14 protein-coding genes and 1 tRNA gene are annotated in these 18,445 nt (G+C 61.7%); 10 read left to right on the top strand and 5 right to left on the bottom strand.

Features of this window, described 5'->3' with window-relative positions; all coding sequences use genetic code 11:
- Positions 1–94: 94 nt before the first annotated feature.
- The 3 genes from DDD64_RS05665 to DDD64_RS05655 form a co-directional block, all read right to left on the bottom strand.
- Positions 95–1,285, bottom strand: coding sequence for an ABC transporter permease (locus tag DDD64_RS05665; RefSeq protein WP_126135430.1), 1,191 nt, complete (start codon positions 1,283–1,285; stop codon positions 95–97).
- On the bottom strand, positions 1,285–2,310 hold the full coding sequence (locus DDD64_RS05660) for an ABC transporter ATP-binding protein (protein WP_126135429.1): 1,026 nt from the start codon (positions 2,308–2,310) through the stop codon (positions 1,285–1,287). Before DDD64_RS05660 ends, DDD64_RS05665 begins: the two co-directional genes overlap by 1 nt.
- A 199-nt stretch (positions 2,311–2,509) precedes the next feature.
- Complete coding sequence (locus tag DDD64_RS05655; RefSeq protein ID WP_126135428.1) at positions 2,510–3,250, bottom strand: TetR/AcrR family transcriptional regulator; 741 nt, start codon at positions 3,248–3,250, stop codon at positions 2,510–2,512.
- A 70-nt stretch (positions 3,251–3,320) separates the two neighbouring features.
- Between DDD64_RS05655 and DDD64_RS05650 the strand changes: the two genes are divergently transcribed.
- From DDD64_RS05650 to DDD64_RS05635, 4 genes are all read left to right on the top strand, one after another.
- Positions 3,321–3,391, top strand: a tRNA-Gln gene (locus DDD64_RS05650).
- Positions 3,392–3,459: 68 nt separating this feature from the next.
- On the top strand, positions 3,460–4,542 hold the full coding sequence (locus DDD64_RS05645; protein WP_126135427.1) for an NTP transferase domain-containing protein: 1,083 nt from the start codon (positions 3,460–3,462) through the stop codon (positions 4,540–4,542).
- A 109-nt stretch (positions 4,543–4,651) separates the two neighbouring features.
- On the top strand, positions 4,652–5,635 hold the full coding sequence (locus tag DDD64_RS05640) for a ribose-phosphate diphosphokinase (protein WP_016443229.1): 984 nt from the start codon (positions 4,652–4,654) through the stop codon (positions 5,633–5,635).
- Positions 5,636–5,877: 242 nt separating this feature from the next.
- Complete coding sequence (locus tag DDD64_RS05635) at positions 5,878–6,639, top strand: sulfite exporter TauE/SafE family protein (protein ID WP_231366724.1); 762 nt, start codon at positions 5,878–5,880, stop codon at positions 6,637–6,639.
- An 86-nt stretch (positions 6,640–6,725) separates the two neighbouring features.
- Here the strand turns inward: DDD64_RS05635 and DDD64_RS05630 are convergent, their stop codons facing one another.
- The gene (locus tag DDD64_RS05630; RefSeq protein WP_126135425.1) at positions 6,726–7,112 is read right to left on the bottom strand and encodes a putative endonuclease domain-containing protein; all 387 of its coding nucleotides are present in this window, start codon (positions 7,110–7,112) and stop codon (positions 6,726–6,728) included.
- A gap of 1,562 nt (positions 7,113–8,674) precedes the next feature.
- On the opposite strand from DDD64_RS05630, the gene DDD64_RS05625 reads away from it, so the two are divergent.
- The 6 genes from DDD64_RS05625 to eno all read left to right on the top strand — a co-directional run bounded on the left by DDD64_RS05625 (position 8,675) and on the right by eno (position 17,849).
- Complete coding sequence (locus DDD64_RS05625; protein ID WP_016443226.1) at positions 8,675–9,316, top strand: 50S ribosomal protein L25/general stress protein Ctc; 642 nt, start codon at positions 8,675–8,677, stop codon at positions 9,314–9,316.
- A gap of 161 nt (positions 9,317–9,477) precedes the next feature.
- The gene (gene pth / locus DDD64_RS05620) at positions 9,478–10,065 is read left to right on the top strand and encodes an aminoacyl-tRNA hydrolase (protein ID WP_126135424.1); all 588 of its coding nucleotides are present in this window, start codon (positions 9,478–9,480) and stop codon (positions 10,063–10,065) included.
- A 160-nt stretch (positions 10,066–10,225) separates the two neighbouring features.
- Positions 10,226–13,882, top strand: coding sequence for a transcription-repair coupling factor (gene mfd, locus DDD64_RS05615; RefSeq protein ID WP_126135423.1), 3,657 nt, complete (start codon positions 10,226–10,228; stop codon positions 13,880–13,882).
- A 298-nt stretch (positions 13,883–14,180) separates the two neighbouring features.
- Entirely contained in the window at positions 14,181–15,866 is a 1,686-nt protein-coding gene (locus DDD64_RS08920; RefSeq protein ID WP_126135422.1) for an LPXTG cell wall anchor domain-containing protein, read from the top strand.
- A 138-nt stretch (positions 15,867–16,004) separates the two neighbouring features.
- Positions 16,005–16,349, top strand: coding sequence for a hypothetical protein (locus DDD64_RS05605; protein ID WP_126135421.1), 345 nt, complete (start codon positions 16,005–16,007; stop codon positions 16,347–16,349).
- Positions 16,350–16,568: 219 nt separating this feature from the next.
- Positions 16,569–17,849 carry a phosphopyruvate hydratase gene (gene eno, locus DDD64_RS05600; RefSeq protein ID WP_126135420.1) on the top strand — a complete coding sequence of 427 codons (1,281 nt, stop codon included), beginning with the start codon at positions 16,569–16,571 and terminating at the stop codon, positions 17,847–17,849.
- Positions 17,850–18,276: 427 nt separating this feature from the next.
- Here the strand turns inward: eno and DDD64_RS09185 are convergent, their stop codons facing one another.
- Positions 18,277–18,444: an IS3 family transposase gene (locus DDD64_RS09185; protein ID WP_164545931.1), complete on the bottom strand. Its 168-nt coding sequence runs from the start codon at positions 18,442–18,444 to the stop codon at positions 18,277–18,279.
- Position 18,445: the final 1 nt, after the last annotated feature.

The raw sequence follows: 18,445 nt of genomic DNA, 5'->3' as shown, positions 1-18,445 counted from the left end.
GCGGGCGCCCACCGGCCAGCCGAATACAAGGGTGGCGCCCCGGGAGAACCTTCCCGGGGCGCCACACTTGTCGTCGTCGTACGAAATCCGAAGGCTAGGCAGCCTTACGGAAAATCTGCGTGAGCTTGACGCGCTCACCCATCCGCAAAATCGAGCGTTCGTAAATCTTGCCGGCCAGGATCGCCAGGAGGAAGACCCCGAGGGCATTGATGCCGACGGCGGCCAGTTCTTCCAGGAGCGGGACCTCGCCGATCGCGGTGCGCATGGGCATCATGAACGGGCCGAAGAAGGGCAGCACGGAGAGAATCTTCGTGATCGCGGCTTCCGGAAGCGCCGGAATGAGGTAGATCGCGGTGTAGAAGGGGATGAACTGGATAAACATGACCGGGGTGTTGATGCCGGCCAGGTCTTCCTGGCGGGACACCGTGGCAGCCAGTCCGCCCACCAGCGCGGTGGCCGTGAAGTAGCCGAGCACCATCCACAGGACCGTGCGCGCCACCATCCCGGCCAGCCCGAATTCCTGGAGGAAACTGAGATCGGGAACCAGCCCGGAAATCGCCGCACCGGTAATAATTGCGCCGATATAGCCGAAGAGGATGACTACCCAGCCGGCTCCCAAGCCCAGCACCTTGCCCAGGAGCAGGACGCGCGGGCGAACCGTCGTCAAAATAATTTCCACTACGCGCGAAGATTTTTCTTCGACGACGCCGGCGCCAACCGCGCCGATTCCGCCCATCACCATGAAGAAAATCAGCATGGCGCTGACCGAGCCGATCAGGAAACCGATGGGATTAGCTCCGATGCCGGAGGGAGTGTAATTCACCGTCTGCACCTGAAGATTATTAATCGCATCCAGGTGGGCGAGGACCGTGGCATCCACCCCGGATTCCTCCAGCAGGTAGGTGCTCAGGATCTTCTTGAGAGCGGGAAGCTCCTTCGGGTCCGGGGAGGTGGCCACGATCTGCGGGTCGAGCGCGGTACCGGAAATGCCGATCTCCGCTTCCGGTTCGTCAGCCGCCAGCTCGGCAGCGATATTGGAGGTCGGGAGTGCGGAGAAACCGGCGCTCTCGAGATAGGGCTGGAGCTCCGCGGCGCCGGCCTCCAGGTAAATACCCTGGGCTTGCGGGGCCGGCCCTGCTCCGGCGGCTTCATCATCCCCGCCCAGGAAAACGCGGCCCGCGAAACCTGCCACAATAGCAATCACCCATATCACCGCCAGGGAAATCATGGTGGCGCGGGAGGCAAAAACGTTCTTGAACTCGCGTGCGAAAACAATGCGTACCATTACTTAGCCTTCTTTCCGAACAGCGAGCCGAACAGGCCACGCTTTTTCTTGGAGGTGGCCGCATCGCCTTCTTCTTCCGTGGAAGGCACCTGAACGACGTCGCGGAACAATTCCGTGAGGTGAGGGCGGCGCTGGGCGAATTCCACCACGGTGCCGGCCTGCTGGGCCGCGTTGAGAAGCGCGGCGGTGGGGTCGGCGGTTCCCGCGGCGGCCGGGGTTTCCACGAGCACGCGGGTAATTCCCGCGCTCAGCGGCGCCTCTGACGTTCCGGCCAGCGGATCGGGCTGGACGGTAAATCCGGCCTGGGTGAGGGCCTCGCGCAGCGTGGCTTCTGCTGCCCGTACCGCCAGCGCGTAGGGCGGATTCCCGGCATTGCGCAATTCATCAACGGTGCCGCGAGCCACGATATTTCCGCCCGCGAGAATTCCTACGCTATCGCATAGGCGTTCCACCAGGTCAAGCTGGTGCGAGGAGAAAATAACCGGGACTCCTTCATCTGCCTTCTGGCGTAGCGTTTCGCTCATGGTGCGTACCGCTACCGGATCCAGCCCGGAGAAAGGCTCATCAAGAATGAGCAGTTCCGGATCGTGAATAAGGGCGGCGGCCAGCTGCACGCGCTGCTGGTTACCGAGGGAAAGTTTCTGGACGGCATCCTCCCGGCGTGAACCCACCCCGAGGCGATCAGTCCAGCGCTCCATGGCGGCCCGCGCCGCATCCGGGCTCATCCCGTGCAGGCGCGCGAAATACATCAGCTGCTTATCAACCGGCATTTTAGGGTAGAGACCGCGCTCTTCAGGCATATAGCCGATACGCTGGCGCGCCGCGAAATCAATAGGGCCACCATTCCAAGTCACCTGCCCGGAATCTTTACTCAGGAGGCCGAGCATAATGCGCATTGCAGTGGTTTTCCCAGCGCCGTTCGAGCCGACGAAACCGAAGATTTCACCGGGGCGAACCGTGAAGGTGAGATTTTGCAATACTTTGCGCGACCTGAAACTCTTGGAGATGTTCTCAACGGAGAGCATAAGGGGTACGTCCTTGCTATCGTGCGATTGATGAATATTCTAGGGGTAGCACGCCACGCGCCCAGACACGGGCAACCGCCGCGTGCAAGACCGGTGACGTCACCTAGAGCGCCATCGTTCTATTTGCGTGTCGCCGTCCATTCTATGCCACAGCCCAGGTGAAACCTAGAATAAGAAAGGGAGACGGGCCGGATTGCGGCTAGTGCCCGCCGCGGGTGAGCAGGCGCGGCTGCGATTCCAGCCCGCGCAAGCCGTTCCACATAAAGTTCACCACGTGTTCCGCCACGGTTTCTTTATCGGGTTGGCGCACATCCACCCACCACTGGCCCACCTGGCCGAGCGCCCCGGCCAGCGTCTGCCCGTAAATGCGTGCGTATTGGGGAGAGATACCGTTGCGCCCGAGCATGGGCGCGAGTAAATCGGAGGCGTAATCAGCCACATCCGCGATCACGGTGGAGAAGGAATCCCCGCCGAGCGTAGCTGGCGAGCGCTGCACAAGGAGGCGAAAACCGTCGTCGTTATGCTCGATATAATCCAGCACGGCGACGACGATGGACTCAAGCACTTCGCGCTCGGGCAGCCCAATGTTCATACGCGCGGAGAGTAATTCCGTGAGGGTGACGAGCTCGCGATCCACCACCACGTTGTAAATGCCTTCTTTGGAACCGAAGTGCTCGTACACAACGGGCTTGGATACTTGGGCGGCCGCGGCGATTTCTTCAATGGAGACCCCGTCAAAACCCTGCGCCGCGAAAAGTTCCCGCGCCACGCCCACCAATTGTTTACGCCTGTCTGCCCGCGACATGCGCACCCGTTTCTTTTCCGAGGCGGGGGCAGGTGCGGTGGTGGCAGCGGTGTTCTGGGTGGGGTCAGTGAGCGTGTTGTCGGCGGCGCGGGCGGCATCGACGCCGTTCGTACCCTCAGGCGAGGTCTGTTTCATACTTAGTATTATGCCAGGAGCGCTTCGGTCAGCTAGACTATACCGGTGCCGGCCCGCGCGTCGGCAGTTCTCCGCCATGGTGTAACGGCAACACAGCGGTCTTTGGAACCGTTATTCTAGGTTCGAATCCTAGTGGCGGAACGTTTTCGGGCGCAGCGTCAGCGTCCGTGGCGAAATATAGGGCGCATCGCCGCCGGAAAAGGGAAGGCATGGATCTCTCCGCTGTCGTTATCCTGGCTGCTGGCCAGGGAACTCGCATGAAATCAGCCACCCCGAAACTTTTGCATGAGGTGTGCGGCCGCACGCTGCTCGGGCACGCCATCACTGCTGCCCGCAGCCTGAATCCCCAGCATATCGTGGTGGTGGTGCGCCACGAACGGGACCGAGTAGCCGCCCACGCGCTTGAACTAGACGATTCGGTCATTATTGCTGACCAGGATGAAATCAAGGGGACAGGCCGCGCTGTATGGTGCGGAATGGAAGCCCTGGGTGCGAGCGTGACCGGTCCGGTTCTCGTTATGGCCGGGGATACCCCGCTTCTGGGTGGGGAGATTCTCGGGGAGCTCGCGCGCGCCCACGGGAACGGTGGTGGCGGGAACGACGCCGCAGCTACCGCCTTGGCTACTCCCGCCAGCCCCGCTGTCACCGTGCTGAGTGCCCGGGTGCCAGATCCGGCTGGCTACGGGCGGATTGTGCGCGATGGGGAAGGAACCATCTGCGCCGTCGTAGAAGATAAAGACGCAAGTACGCAGCAGCGTGCCATCAACGAAATAAATACTTCCACATATATTTTCGATGCCGTATTTTTGCGTGAGGCGCTGGCGGGCCTGGGCACGGATAACGCCCAGGGGGAAATGTACCTGACCGATGTTGTGGCGCGGGCCTATCAACTCGGCGCCGGAGTGGGCTCCTACGTGAGCAGTGATTACCTGGCTGCGGAAGGTGCGAATGACCTTGTCCAGCTCGCGGCCCTGCGCCGGGAAATGAATCGGCGCATCGGGGAGCGGTGGATGCGCAGCGGGGTGAGCATTATTGATCCGGCCACGGCGTGGATTGACGTCCAGGTGGAGCTGGAGCCGGATTGCGTCGTCGAACCTCATACTATTTTGCGCGGGACCACGCGGGTTGCGCGGTTCGGGCATGTGGGGCCCGGGGAGCTTGCCAACGTCATCGTGGAAGAGGGCGCGCGGGCGCGGCACGTGTACCTGCGCGATTGCCTGATCCCAGCCGGGAAATGCGCCCGGCACGCGGTGGTTCTCGGGGAGGCGCCGCGGCACCGCTGTGGCGGGTAAACATTGTTCTGCTGGTAAACACCGTTTACCAGGTAGCGGGTAGCGCCGCGATCACATAAGCTGACAACGTCGAAAAACCCAAGCAGGCGAAACACATCGGGGGAGCACAATGAGCACGGGAATGCGGGTATCGAACGATAAGCGGCTGGTCCTAGCCACGGGCCGCGCTTATCCGGAGCTGGCGGAGGAGGTTGCGCGCTGCCTCCATATCAGCATGCTGCCCACCACCATTTACGATTTCGCGAATTCGGAAATTTACATCCGCTATGAGGAGTCCATCCGCGGGGCGGATGTTTTTATTATGCAGGCCTTCAGCAGCCCCATTAATAAGTGGCTGATGGAGACGTTGCTTATGGTGGATGCCGCTAAACGCGCCTCGGCCAAGCGCATCACCGTGGTGGCGCCGTATTATCCCTACGCCCGCCAGGATAAGAAGCACAAGGGCCGCGAACCGATTTCCGCGCGGCTGGTGGCTGATCTTCTCAAGACGGCCGGCGCGAACCGCATTATGAGCGTGGATTTGCACGCCGCGCAAAGCCAGGGTTTCTTCGATGGGCCGGTGGATCACCTGTGGGCGATGCCCACCCTGGTCGAATACGTCCGCTCCATTATTACCGGCGACGACGCCGTTATGGTCTCACCCGATGCCGGCCGTATTAAGGTGGCCGAGCAGTGGTCCTCGCGCCTGGGCGGGATTCCGCTGGCTTTCGTGCATAAGACCCGCAATATCGAGAAAGCGAATACCGCGAAGGCCAACCGCGTGGTTGGCGATGTGGCCGGTAAAACCGCCATTATTGTTGACGACATGATTGACACGGCAGGCACGCTGGTCGGCGCGATCCGCGTTGTTAAGGATGCCGGTGCCAAAGACGTGATCGTGGCGGCCACCCACGCGCTGCTTTCCGGGGAAGCGGTGGAGCGGCTCTCGAACGCTCCGATTCGCGAACTTGTGGTGACCGATACCGTTCCGATTCCCGATGAGAAGCGTTTTAAGGGCCTGACGGTGCTCTCGATTGCTCCCACACTGGCCCGTGCTATCGACGAAGTGTTCGAGGATGGCTCGGTGACCTCGCTGTTTGACGGCGCGTACTGAGTGTGAGGTAGCCTCACGAGGAGGCGCTGGTGCGCTGGAGCGTACCGGCGCCTTCATTGTTGTGGTGGTAGCCCGGTACTTGGTGGGGCCCGGTGCTTGGTGGGAACCCGGTACTTTCCGGGGCTGGGGAGCCAATACGCGATGCGGCGGCAAGCCGGTACTCGATGCGGCTAAGAAGCCAGCGCTCAATGTGGCTGGGGAACCAGTACTTGACGCGGCTAGGAAGGAAGATAACGCACGTGGTGGTCACATCGACTTGGGCGCTGTCCGTACTTGTCTTTGCTACTGGCCTGGTTGGCGGCATCGTGGGGTACCTAACCGGAGTGGCATCGTTGGTCACCTACCCGGCCCTCCTCGCCCTCGGATTCCCACCGATTACCGCCAATGTCACGAATGCGATAAATAATTTCGGGAGCAGCCTGGGGTCTGTGCTCACCGGCTGGCGGTCCATGCGGGCGGTGCAGGCCTACCCGCTGTGGCCGCAGATGTTTATCAGCGCGGTGGGCGGAGCTATCGGCGCGGTGCTGCTCCTGGCTTTCGACCCAAAAGTTTTCGAGTTCGTGGTGCCCTGGCTGGTACTCATCGCCACCCTCTCCACATTGATCGGCCCCTACCTGGAGCGACGCGGCATTCACGCTAATATTCCGGTTCCCACTTTCTTGGTGCTGGTGGGAGTGCTGGGCGTGTACGGAGGTTATTTCGGGGCGGCCTCCGCGGTTGTTTATCTTGGCATCGCCGCGATCCTCACCCCGATGACCACCCACGAAGCGCTGCTGCTCAAATCCCCGGTGCTGGGTTGCGCTAATCTCACGGCCCTACTTTTCTTCATCTGGTCCGGGGAAGTGGACTACGCGGCGGCGCTCACTATGATGCTCGGCGGGTTGCTCGGCGGAATGGTGGGCCCTCACCTCCAGCGTTTCCTCCCCGGCGGTGTGGTGCGCTGGCTGGTCGGCATATTCGGAACCGCACTCGCGATCTGGTTGTTGTTGCGCGCGCTGGGGTAGGGCGGCGTCGAGCAAGCCCTGCGAGAATGTGTGTGGCTGCCGTAATTCCTGGTCGGCCACCGACTCAGGTCCTTACCTCTACCGGCTCATTCCCGCACCCGCCACCCGCGCTGGCGGAATGCGCGCGCTAAATTGGCGGTAACAGGCACGTCATCGGGAGAGAACTGTGGGAACTTCGTTGTTCCGGGGGTGAGGAGTAGCCGCCGCAATTGCGATGGCAGACGCAGGTCGGGATGGAAAACCTGCAGTTCGATCCAGCCGTAGCTGGTGCGGAGCTCGCGCCGCTGGCGATCCTTGACCTGCTGAGAGGTGTCTCGGTGAGGTGCGCTGTCGTACTCCACAATGATGCGCTGCTCTTCGAAGAGCATATCGGGCTGGCCGAGCGAGCGGCCGTCGGGTGCGATAAGTCGATGATTGAGGCGCGGCTCCGGGAATCCCGCCATGGCGATAATGAGCCGCAGTAGGGTTTCCATCGGTGAATCCGCACCCACCCGCGCCCAGGCCAGCGCCGCGCGGAACCTGTTAACGGATTTCCATCCCGGGTGTCGCGCTGTGAATTCGCTAAGATCGTGAAGGGTTGCGTGTGGAGCTGATCTGTTTTCGAAATGTGGACGCGGTGAGCGCAGTAGAGAATCCAGGATGGCGATAATACGGTAAAAAGGAAGTTCGGGGATGCTCGCCAAGAGAGCCCGAGGGCGTGAGACAACGCGGAGAACTCCCTGCTCAAGATTGAGTTCCGTGACATCTTCGGGAAGGAGTCGGCTGCGGTCCCAGCGAGCGAGTGGATGAGCACGGTGATATTGATTATTAGCTGATGTTATGTCGACCAGCGTTCCCTCTGTCCATTGTCCTAAATGCTTCGGTAGGGGCATATGCCAGAGTCGCATTGCTGATAATCCCGTAATGGTGCTTTCGGGATAGTTATGTTGGAGCGCAATAAGAAGATCAAGTTCTGTGATTTCACGGTTTATATCACGGTACATATTGGGGGCGACGCGCTGGAGTTTACGATGTCGCAGAACATGCATGGGCTTCCCGAGTGCGAAGAGTTGCGCCTTACTAACTATAGGCGGGAGCAGTATTGAGTGTGCTTGTTCAGTTGGCATCGGTTCCACAGCATTGTTGGTAGCTGGCATCTGCGGTGTTGTTGAGACACGAGGTTGCTGGGTCATGCCCCGAGTGTGGAGGATGCCTGTGGAACCGTCAACGTGCTTTCCACAGGGCTTGTGCAGTGTCCACAAGAGACCCCGGTTTACAAAAAGCAACGGCAAACACATTAAGTTTTGGATTTTGTGTTCTGACGTTGCATCTTGTCGCGGGTGCGCCGCTAGCGTTGCTTTTTGTGGGCCTAAGCTGCTCAGAGGTTGCATTCTGCTTGCGATTCCGCTGGCATGATGCATTCTATTCCCCCAAGATACGTGAGGTTACATTTTGTGAGCCCGAGGTGTGTGGCGTTGCTTTTTGTTGTCGGTAGGGGTGGTACGACGACGGCGCCAGCTGGCGGGGTGGCTGCTGGCAGGTTGGGTGGCGTGGCAGCGGGCCTATTTTGAGGTCAAGCGGCGCCGGCGGCATGGCTGCATGTGTAGGCCCAGGTCAGGTTGGTGTAAGTGCATTGGTGTGGAGGGGTTTTCGGGTCGGGGTCACGGGGTATGCCAGCTGAGCGGGCCGCGGGGCGTCCAGCGGCGATGCGCTGGCGGCGCAGGAAGCGCGCGAGGCGTGTGAGGCGCGGCAAAAAACTTTGTTTTTTGCCGCCGTCGCCCTAAAATTGACGGCGTTGCTTCGGCGAGGGAAGGAGCTCGAAGCGCGGAATTATCTGACCTGCGGGTTGGGAGCCCGGTGAACCTGCGGTGCGGGTGAGCTGGGGATGCATGCGCGCTCACGAACTCTTCCGTTATCGACGCGGCAGGCGCTCCTTCGGGTGGCCTGCTTTACGAGGCCACCACCCGGTTATGCGCGCCTTGCGCGGCGGGTGTTTATATCGAAATATCGAGGTCAGCCCGCCACTGGGGTGACCGTTAATTGACGAAGGAGAATCATGGCTATTGATGCTGCGAAGCTTACTGCCGAAACCCGCGATGAATTTGGCAAGGGTGCGGCTCGCCGCCTGCGCCGCGATGGGCGCGTTCCCGCGGTGCTCTACGGGCACGGAATTGAGCCGGTGCACGTGCACCTGGACGCCCACGATATGTTCCTCGCGGTCAAGGGCAATCCGAATGCCCTGGTCAGCCTTACCATTGATGGTGAACTGAGCCTGGCCCTGGTCAAGGATATTCAGCGCAACCCGCTCTCGCGCTCCATCGAGCACGTTGACTTCCTGCGCGTCAAGCGCGACGAAAAGGTCGAGGTCGAAATTCCGCTGGTTGTTGTGGGCGAACCGGCTCCTGGCCTCATCAACACCCTCGAACTCCTCAATATTCTGGTGTCTGCCCCGGCAATCGATATTCCGGAATCCATCGAGGTCAACGTCGAAGGCCTCGAAGATGGCGCGCGTATCACCGTTGCGGATCTCCAGCTTCCCGAGGATGTGGAAGCCCTGGTCGACGGCGAAGAAATCGTCTCCCTGGTCATGGAGCCCCAGGTTGATCGGGCGCTGGAAGAAGCCGATGCCGCTATGGCCGAAGCCCAGGCGGAAGAAGCAGCCGAAGAAGCGGCAGCTTCCGAAGGTGCCGGCGAGTAAATCAGCAATGCACCTCACTCGCCAGGAGTGACTCTCACGCGGCCGCGGACGCAATGTCCGCGGCCGCGTGCCATTCGGCGTCGTCGTGAAAAATACGAGGCACGCAGGTGCGGAACAATCTCGGGTAAGCGGGTACGGTTGAAGATGCACAGGAGGAACGCATGTACGCTGTAGTTGGATTAGGTAATCCCGGTGCTACCTATGCCGGAACTCGCCACAATTGTGGGCATATGGTGGTGGCGGAGCTTGCCGCGCGCTGCGGGGGGCAGTTGCGCTCGCACGGCGCCACCCAGACGAACCAGCTCTCCGCGCGGGTGGGTGTGGCGCCCGGCCAGCCAGGTGAGCAGGTCATTCTTGCGACGTGCCAGTGCTATATGAATACCTCGGGCGGGCCGGTGAGCGCGCTGTTGCGCTATTACGACTGCCCGGTGGAGAACCTTATTGTGGTTCACGATGAACTTGATCTGCCATTCGGGACCCTGCGTCTCAAACGCGGCGGGGGCGAAGGCGGGCACAACGGACTCAAGTCGATTTCGCAGTCGACGGGCTCGAAGGATTATATTCGGCTGCGATTCGGCATTGGCCGGCCGCCCGGGCGCCAGGACCCTTCGGATTTTGTGCTGCGCCCCTTTAGCTCGGCGGAGCGTAAGGAACTTGACGTGCTCATCGCGCAGGCAGCGGATGCCGTGGAGGATGTGCTGCGCACCGGGTTGGAAAGCGCCACGATGCGCTTGCACACGAAGCACTAGCGCGCCGTGGAACCGGGGCGTAACCGCGCTGGAACCGCGGCGAGTAGTGCGGCGCCTCGGCGGGCACCGCTGCGAGTAGCGCGGCGCCGCGCCGCGTAACGCGAGAACCGTAACGCGAGAACCACAACCCTAGAAGGACGAGGAAGGAAACGAGCGTCCCGTGCAATTAGAATCCTTGCTGCCGCTCATCGGCGCGGATCCCGCCCTGAGCAGCGCCGCAGCTTCGACCGCCACCCGCTTGGATATTCCGATGCCGCGCGGGGTTGTGCCCCCGGCCCTGGCGTACCTCGCCGGCAGCGGCGGCCCAACAGGCTCGACCGCCGCACATCCTCTCCACGTGGCCATTACCGCTTCCGGGCGGGAGGCCGAAATCCTTGAGGGCGCGATGCGCGCCTACCTTCCGGCCGAGCAGATCGCGGTGTTCCCTTCCTGGGAAACGCTCCCGCACGAGCGCCTTTCCCCGCGTTCGGATACGGTGGCCCGGCGCCTGCTCAGCCTGCGCCGCCTGGCTCACCCGGAGGAATTCGAGCCGCTGCGCCTCCTCATTATGCCGGTGCGCGCACTGCTTCAGCCCATTACCCGCGGCCTGGGCGATCTGGCGCCGGTGCGGATCCGCCTCGGTGAGGATGCCCCCATGGAAGAGGTGGAAAACGCGCTGGTGAACGCCGCTTACACCCGGGTTGATATGGTGGAACGCCGCGGCCAGTTCGCGGTGCGCGGCGGAATCCTCGACGTCTTCCCGCCCACGGAACGCCACCCGATCCGCGTGGAATTCTTCGGCGATACCGTGGATGAAATCCGCACCTTCTCCGTGGGTGACCAGCGCTCCATGGAAGAACGCGAGGAACTCTACGCCCCGCCCTGCCGCGAAATTCTCCTCACCGAATCGGTGCGTACCCGCGCCCGTTCGCTTATCAGCGAACTGCCCGGCGCCACCGATATGCTCGACAAAATCGCCGCCGGCATCGCTCCGGAAGGCATGGAATCCCTCACGCCGGTGCTCGTGGACGGCATGGACGCGGTGGTGGATGTGCTTCCCGCGGATGCCCGCCTCCTCATCATCGAGCCGGAGCGCGTAGACCAGCGCGCTGAATCCCTTATCGCCACCACGGAGGAATTCCTGGCGGCAGCGTGGAGCGCGGCGGCAGCCGGGGGCACGCCTCCGGTGCAGGCCAATGCGGCGAGTTTCGCGAGCGTGGCGGCTACTCGGGAAGCGGCGCTCACGCGCGGGCAAGCGTGGTGGACGCTCGGCGGCTTTTCCGGGAACGCTTTATCCGGGAACGCTTTACCTGGGCACGTCACCTCCACCGCCGGTACTTTCAGGAACGACGACGCCGGCGCCGCGGTCGCGGCGCGCGAACCGCGCAAATTCCTCGGGAAAGTTGATGAGGCTCTCGCCGCTATCGGGGAGCAGGCACGGCGCGGGGTGCGCCAGGTGCTCGTGGTGGACGGGCCGGGCCTGGCGCGCCGCTACGCGGAACAGCTCGGTGAGCTGGGCGTTCCCGCTAGTGCGGTAGCGGAGGTTCCCGCGCATCTCGACTCCGGGGTGGTCTACGTGGTGGCCGCACCTATCGCGGAGGGCTTCGTGCTGGAAGGCCAGCAGCTCGGGGTGTACGCGGGCGCGGATCTGACCGGGCGGGGCGGTTCTTCCACTCGGGATATGCGTGCCCTGCCCAAGCGGCGCCGCAAGAATGCTGTCGATCCGCTGTCTCTTACTCCCGGGGATTTTGTGGTGCATGATCGGCACGGGGTGGGCCGCTTCGTGCGTATGGAAAAGCGCGCAATTGGCGGTAAAGGCGGGCAGCGCGAATATATTGTGCTGGAGTACGCGCCCTCGCGGCGCGGCGGGCCGTCCGATCAGCTCTGGGTGCCCACCGACCAGCTCGACCAGGTCTCCAAGTATTCGGGCGGAGAATCCCCGAGCCTCAATAAAATGGGCGGGGCCGATTGGGAGAAAACGAAGTCGAAGGCCCGCGCGGCCACCCGCAAAATTGCTGCTGAGCTTATTCGCCTTTACGCCCAGCGTATGGCTACCCCGGGTATCGCATTTTCGCCGGATACCCCGTGGCAGCGCGAGCTCGAAGACGCTTTCGCCTACGTGGAAACCCCCGATCAGCTGCACACCATTGACGAAGTGAAAGCCGATATGGAAAAGCCGGTCCCCATGGATCGCCTTATTTCCGGGGATGTGGGCTACGGCAAAACGGAGATCGCGGTGCGGGCGGCCTTCAAGGCGGTGCAGGATGGCCGCCAGGTGGCGGTCCTGGTGCCGACAACCCTGCTGGTGGAGCAGCATCGGGAAACTTTCGAGGAGCGTTACGCCGGGTTCCCGGTGCGGGTGGCGGCGCTCTCGCGTTTCCAGAGCGCGCGCGAATCAGAGGAGGTCATCGCCGGGCTCGCGGACGGCACCATTGATGTGGTGATCGGTACCCACCGCCTCCTCACGGGGAATGTGCGTTTCAAAGCCCTCGGCCTGGTGGTGATCGACGAGGAGCAGCGTTTCGGCGTCGAACATAAAGAGACCCTCAAGCAGATGTACCCAAATATCGATGTGCTGTCGATGTCGGCCACCCCGATTCCGCGCACGCTGGAAATGGCGGTCACGGGGGTGCGGGAGATGTCCACCTTGGCCACTCCGCCCGAAGAACGCCACCCGATTCTCACCTACGTGGGCGCGCGGGAGAATCGCCAGATCAGCGCTGCGATTCGCCGCGAGCTGCTGCGTGACGGCCAGGTCTTTTACGTGCATAACCGGGTGGGGGATATGGGCCGGGTGGCCGCGCAGCTCGGTGAGCTGGTGCCCGAGGCGCGCATCGCCGTCGCCCACGGAAAAATGAGCGAACGCGATCTGGAAAATGTTATTCAGAATTTCTGGGAGCATGAGATCGACGTCCTCATCTGCACCACCATCGTGGAAACGGGGCTCGATATTTCCAACGCGAATACGCTTATCGTGGATAATGCCGATAAGCTCGGGCTCTCCCAGCTCCATCAGCTGCGCGGGCGAGTGGGCCGCGGGCGCGAGCGCGCCTACGCGTATTTCCTGTACGACCCGGACCGCGCGCTCACGGAAACATCCCTGGAACGCCTGCGCACCATCGCCGCGAATACCGACCTCGGGGCCGGCACCCAGGTCGCGATGAAGGATCTTGAAATTCGCGGGGCGGGCAATATGCTCGGCGGGGAACAATCCGGCCATATCGAGGGCGTTGGTTTCGATTTGTACGTGCGCATGGTCTCCGAAGCGGTCGCGAAAATACGTGGGGAGATTCCTAGCGACGACGACGCCAGCAGCGATGTGCGCATCGAGCTGCCGGTGGAAGCCTACCTACCCGAAGATTACGTGCCGTCCGAGCGGTTGCGGCTGGAAATTTACACCAAGTTGGCGGCATCGCGCGGGGAGGACCAACGCGAGGAAATTCGCGCGGAATTGCGCGACCGCTACGGGGAGATTCCCGAGGTGGCCGCGCGGCTTTTCCGGATCGCGCAGCTGCGTGACCTGGCGCGCAGCGCCGGGTTGGAGGAAATTACCCAGATGGGGCGCAATGTGCGTTTCGCGCCGGTGGCGCTGCCGGATTCACGGCAAGCCCGCCTCAAGCGCCTGTACCCGGGTGCCATGCTCAAGCCCGCCGTGCGGGTACTCATGGTTCCGGTGCCGCCGGCGCAGGTGGGCGGGGCGATGAGTGCGCGCCCGGGCGTTATGGGTGCCGCGCAGACGTCCGCGCGCCTGGGAACCGGAGCTCCCATGGAAGGTGACGAATTACTCGAGTGGGTATCCCGGCTCGTGACGGCGGTGTTTATTTCCTCGGTGGGCTAGCTCCGGGCTGTTCTAGGCCGTGCCGCGGGAATACCCGGCTCGCTGACCTGCCGATATTGTTTCCTCTGTGACGGTTTTGTATTTGACGTACCTTTATTAATCCTGTCGTAATTTGATAAATTAAACCGTACGTTGTGGCGGTGGAATAGATGGGATGGGCTGCGGCACCCGCATGGAAAGCTGGCGTGCTCGTGTGCTTATGTTCGTTAAGGCGCCTAAGTCCAAGAAATGGGATGACGCAACGGCACCGATGGTGGCGGCTACCTGTGGCGTGGCTGCTTTTAGCGTAAGGAAGAATATGAAGAAAATTCTCAGAGGTGTCGTGGCTGCCGCGACCGCCTGCACGGTGCTGCTGGGCGGAGCGAGTGCAGCTTTTGCAGAACCGGCCGACCCGGCCAGGGCTACCACTCCTGTTGGTGCGGAAGGGCCTTCCGGTGCCGGCGATGCGGGCGCAACCGATCCGGGCGCGCAGACCCCGGCCGCTGCGGATACCAGTACTGCTGAGTACGCTGCCGGAAAGATTAATGAAGCCCTGGGTGCTACCCCTGCCGAGCAGGCCGATGCCTGGATGGTAGGTGCGCTGCAGAATCAGGCCTCGCACTACTCGAAAGCCTATGTGGACCAGCGCTTTGTCAAGGCTGCGCAGGCTTATGTCAACGCCTACTCCAACGGGGTTTCCGATCTGGATAAGGCCATCGTTGAAGTGACCAAAACGGCCAAGACCGTTGCGGAAATGGATCGGCGTGTCAACGAAGAATTCCAGAAGTCCGCAGCTGGAAATAAGAGCGAAGTTGTCCAGAAGATTCGTTCCTGTATTGACCTCGCTAAGCAGGGCAAGAGCAAGGAATTCAACCAGTGCCTCAACGGCATTATCGTGCTGCAGAACCTCGAAGCTTACGAGAAGATGATTATCGCCGGTGATGCGGTGCTTAACGGGGATGTTTCCTACATCGACGCGGAAACCCTCGCCCAGCTCAAGAAAGACGTTGCCTACCTGCGTGAAGCGGCTGCCTACCGCCCCGAAGCTGAGAAGCTGACCGGTAAGACCTGGTGGAAGGATATTGATCCGGCTACCATTACCCCGCTTGGCGATGCCGATTACGCTCGCCTCGAGCAGCTGCGCTGGATTATCTCCGGTGAAAAAGAATTCAACGGCGTAAAAACCACCTACGGGGAGAGCTCGAACCGAGTGCGCGATCTGGTGCGTAAGGCCGGTGCCCTCAAAGCCAATGCCGATACTGCGGCGCTTATTGCCAGCTTGAAGAACCCGGTGGTGCGCGCGGCCGCCCAGCAGCTTTTCGATGCGGCGCCGGATAATTACGCTGCCGATACCTTCTCCACGGTGCTTCCGCTTCTCGATGCCTGGGCTACTAAGCTCGGGGAGGCGAAGGCCGCTATTGAAGCCGAACAGGCTGCCCAGCTCAAGGCGCTGGCAGCGCTGGAGTGCGCTCCGGAAGCCGCGCGTACCCAGGCCGAAACGGATATTAAGGCAGCCACGGCGGCGGCGCTCGATAAGCTCAAGCCGGTTGTGGACGAAGGCGTGCTTGCTGCGATCAGCGCCGAGCATGCCGCCACCGTACGCGGTGCGGTGCATAATGTCGCTTCCCTCAAGGAATGCCAGCCTGCCGAACCCACGCAGCCTGCCGAACCGACGCAGCCCACGGAACCGACTACGCCGGCGGATCCGACCGCACCCGCGGATCCGACCCAGCCTAGCGATCCGACTACGCCGGCGGATCCGACCAAGCCTGCCCAGCCCGCAGATCCGACCGTGCCGGCGCAGCCCACTGCGCCGGCACCCGCGGACCCGGCCCCGGCAGGATCCGCCAAACCGGCCACTCCTGCTAAGCCCGGCAAGACCGTGGTGAAGAAGTCGGCGAAGAAGCTCCCGAATACCGGTGCGGAAGCCGCTTCCTTGGCGCTCCTCTCCGGCGCTCTGCTCGCCGGTGGGGCGCTCGCGGTGCGGCGTCGTCGTGCTGCCTAAACGCGGCCATTAAATGAGCTGAGGCTCGGGTGGGCCCGGCACGTGCGAAATATAAGCGCGTGCCGGGCCCATTTTTGAACAATGGTGGCGTTTCGTTTTTTGCTTTAGGATGATGGGAACTACAACAAAAGAGTTGTTATGACGATGAACGTGAGTCCGAATCTTCTAAAAAATTTTGCGCGGCGCACGTACGGCGTCGCGGGGGCGCTGCTGGTCATCGCGATTTTCCTCCAGATTGCGGGGCCCTTCGCCATGCTGGAGCTCAATGAGCTTCCCGCTGGCACCGCGGATCCGGTCAAGGTTGGCCTGGCCTATGTGGTCAAGGTGCTCATGGACATCTTTACCCTGCAGTTGGTCGGGATTGCTGCGCTGATTGCCTTCCTGGCCCACCCCGTGCTGACCTCGGTGGTCAAAGAGGAAGAAAGCGGGGCGGGCGGCGTCGTCGTACCTAACGGCGCAGGGGAAGAAACCGCGGCGCACTAAACTCTCCGCGCAAGTGCGTGAGCTAGTTAGCACCCGGGCGGTTCGCGCGCGGTGCCAAAGTCCCGAGTGTGCGAAAATCTTCGCGGCTCAGGGCGAAAACGCCGAGTTAATCACGGCCTGAACATGACGCGCGCGGGTGTTTTGAGAGACAATAGAAACAGCGGATATTCCGCGCAGGTAGCCACAACTATGTGGCACGGTCTATATGAAGGAGTACCTGTGGCATTCATTGAGGCAGTTAACGCCCGCGAAATTCTCGACTCCCGTGGCAACCCCACCGTTGAGGTTGAAGTTGTCCTGGATGATGGCACCTACAAGCGCGCATCGGTTCCCTCCGGCGCGTCCACCGGCGCCTTTGAAGCCGTGGAAAAGCGTGACGGTGATAAGGGTCGTTACCTCGGTAAGGGTGTCGAGCAGGCAGTGGAAGCGGTGAACGAAATCATCGCTCCGGAAATCATTGGCATGGACGCCAACGATCAGCGCGCTCTCGACGCGCTGCTCATTGACCTGGACGGCACGGATAACAAGGGCAAGCTCGGCGCGAACGCCATCCTGGGTGTGTCCCTCGCCGTGGCGCACGCCGCCGCCGAATCGGCAGGCCTGCCGCTCTACCACTACATTGGCGGCCCGAACGCGCACATCCTGCCCGTTCCCATGATGAACATCCTCAACGGTGGATCGCACGCCGATTCCAACGTTGATATCCAGGAATTCATGATCGCCCCGATCGGCGCGGAAACCTTCAAGGAAGCGCTGCGCTGGGGTGCTGAGGTGTACCACACCCTCAAGAGCGTTCTCAAGGAACGCGGCCTGGCCACCGGCCTGGGCGATGAGGGCGGCTTCGCTCCCAACCTAGATTCCAATGCCGAAGCTCTGGACCTCATCGTCGAAGCTATCGAGCGCGCCGGCTACACCCCGGGCAAGGACTTCGGCCTCGCCCTGGACGTTGCCGCCACCGAATTCTTCGAGAACGGCTCCTACAAGTTCGAAGGCGGCACCAAGTCCTCGGACGAAATGATCGCCTACTACGAAGAGCTCGTGGAGAAGTACCCGCTCGTGTCCATTGAGGATCCGCTCTCGGAAGACGAATGGGACGCTTGGAAGAAGCTCACCTCCGAAATCGGTGACCGCGTTCAGATCGTTGGCGACGACCTCTTCGTCACCAACCCCACCCGCCTCCAGAAGGGCATCGAAACCAAGGCCGCGAACGCGCTCCTGGTGAAGGTGAACCAGATCGGTTCGCTGACCGAGACCCTCGAGGCCGTGGAGCTCGCGCACCGCAACGGCTTCCGCACGATGACCTCGCACCGCTCCGGCGAAACCGAGGACACCACGATTGCGGATCTCGCGGTGGCCACCAACTCAGGCCAGCTCAAGACGGGTGCTCCGGCCCGCGGCGAGCGCATCAACAAGTACAACCAGCTGCTGCGCATCGAAGATGAACTCGGTGAGGACGCAGTCTACGCCGGTCGTGCCGCTTTTCCGCGCTTCAAGGCCTAAGGCTACGGCTTAGGGTTTAGCTAGCCGGTTAGTTGGCCAGTGTTGCTGGCCTGCTCATAGCGCTGAGTGCCGCTCTTTCCCTGATCGGGAAGGGGCGGCACTTTGTTGTGTGGTGCGTTTGGTGTGCGCCGTGCCGGTGGTGCGTTTGGTGTGTGCCATGCCGGTGGTGCGTAAAGCCGAATCACTGCTCAGAGTCGCTGTGCCGGCTCGGCATGCCGGCTCGGCATGCCGGCGGGGAAGAGGTGTTTTTCTGAGGTGTACTTCGCATGTACGACATCTGCACTACAGCTCAGAAAACACATACCGCCCCGGCAGGGGTTCGTGTGGCTGTTGCGCTTCGTGAGACTCGTGAGATTCTCGGGGGCTGGTCGTCGCGGTTGCCCGAAATCAAAGTGCAACGGCAACTACATTAGGGGGTGCGGACTGTTTATTGGACATTATTGCTTAAAACCGTTTGACGGTGCTCCGCGATAGTTAAACCATCGAACTTCAAGGTAATACGCTTCTGGTTATAAAAGAGCATATACTCGTCTATCGCCTCGCATAACTCATCAGTTGTAGCCCACTTCTTCCCGTAATAAATCTCGGTTTTCATC

The organism is Actinotignum sanguinis (genome assembly GCF_003957255.1).
In the GTDB taxonomy this organism is placed as follows: Bacteria; Actinomycetota; Actinomycetes; order Actinomycetales; family Actinomycetaceae; genus Actinotignum; species Actinotignum sanguinis.
This window is presented reverse-complemented; position numbering and strand designations above follow the sequence as displayed.

Bases quoted from the DNA above. Each gene is read 5' to 3' on its own strand.
- DDD64_RS05665 (WP_126135430.1), bottom strand. From the start codon at position 1,285: ATGGTACGCATTGTTTTCGCACGCGAGTTCAAGAACGTTTTTGCCTCC.
- DDD64_RS05660 (WP_126135429.1), bottom strand. From the start codon at position 2,310: ATGCTCTCCGTTGAGAACATCTCCAAGAGTTTCAGGTCGCGCAAAGTA.
- DDD64_RS05655 (WP_126135428.1), bottom strand. From the start codon at position 3,250: ATGAAACAGACCTCGCCTGAGGGTACGAACGGCGTCGATGCCGCCCGC.
- DDD64_RS05645 (WP_126135427.1), top strand. From the start codon at position 3,460: ATGGATCTCTCCGCTGTCGTTATCCTGGCTGCTGGCCAGGGAACTCGC.
- DDD64_RS05640 (WP_016443229.1), top strand. From the start codon at position 4,652: ATGAGCACGGGAATGCGGGTATCGAACGATAAGCGGCTGGTCCTAGCC.
- DDD64_RS05630 (WP_126135425.1), bottom strand. From the start codon at position 7,112: ATGGAAACCCTACTGCGGCTCATTATCGCCATGGCGGGATTCCCGGAG.
- DDD64_RS05625 (WP_016443226.1), top strand. From the start codon at position 8,675: ATGGCTATTGATGCTGCGAAGCTTACTGCCGAAACCCGCGATGAATTT.
- pth (WP_126135424.1), top strand. From the start codon at position 9,478: ATGTACGCTGTAGTTGGATTAGGTAATCCCGGTGCTACCTATGCCGGA.
- DDD64_RS08920 (WP_126135422.1), top strand. From the start codon at position 14,181: ATGAAGAAAATTCTCAGAGGTGTCGTGGCTGCCGCGACCGCCTGCACG.
- DDD64_RS05605 (WP_126135421.1), top strand. From the start codon at position 16,005: ATGACGATGAACGTGAGTCCGAATCTTCTAAAAAATTTTGCGCGGCGC.
- DDD64_RS09185 (WP_164545931.1), bottom strand. From the start codon at position 18,444: ATGAAAACCGAGATTTATTACGGGAAGAAGTGGGCTACAACTGATGAG.